We start from the raw sequence: 660 nt of genomic DNA on the forward strand, positions 1-660 counted from the left end.
TCATTTGTGATAATGCCCATGTCGGTGGCAATGCAAAAATAAGTGGTTCTGCTTACATCTGTGATGAATCGCGTGTATTCGATGATGCCGTTATTTGTGATGCTCTTATCTCTGGCAATTCTTATATACATAGCAATGCCTTTTTAGAAGCGAATGAAGATATCTGTGATGATGCATATCCAGAATTTGGTAGTGAAGATGATTATTATCGTTATGAATATTATGCTGATTGTGAGGGGTATTATGATGATGACAGCCAATATGAAAATGAAGCGGCGTAAATAAACGCGCGGGCGCTGCGGGGGCGCCCCCTCTTTAAACATCTCATTCAAAAATTTAATCTTCTTTATAAAGGAATTGTGCCATGCAAAAGAAATTTGCACTCACAAATGAAACGCGTGTATTGAATAATAAAACTCTTTATCGCATTAAAGCATTAAAAGATTTTTCTGATGTCAAGGCTGGTGATCTTGGTGGTTTTATTGAAAATGAAAGCAACCTATCGCATGAGGGTAATTGCTGGGTATATGATGATGCTCTTGTTTTTAAAAATGGTCACGTTTCTGAAAATGCAAGGGTTTTTGGCAATGCTATCACTTGTGGTCATATCTATGGTCATGCGCGGGTTTATGACAATGCTATCGTTGCTGGCTATGTATA

At 37.9% G+C, this 660-nt stretch carries 2 pseudogenes; both read left to right on the forward strand.

From position 1 onward, the window contains the following. A pseudogene (locus ABD915_RS10065) lies at nt 1-281 on the forward strand (hypothetical protein); the annotation flags it as partial. 83 nt (nt 282-364) lie between these two features. Then, nucleotides 365-660, forward strand: a pseudogene (locus tag ABD915_RS10070) (hypothetical protein); the annotation flags it as partial.

Origin of the sequence: Bartonella jaculi (genome assembly GCF_039543045.1) — a bacterium.
In the GTDB taxonomy this organism is placed as follows: Bacteria; Pseudomonadota; Alphaproteobacteria; order Rhizobiales; family Rhizobiaceae; genus Bartonella; species Bartonella jaculi.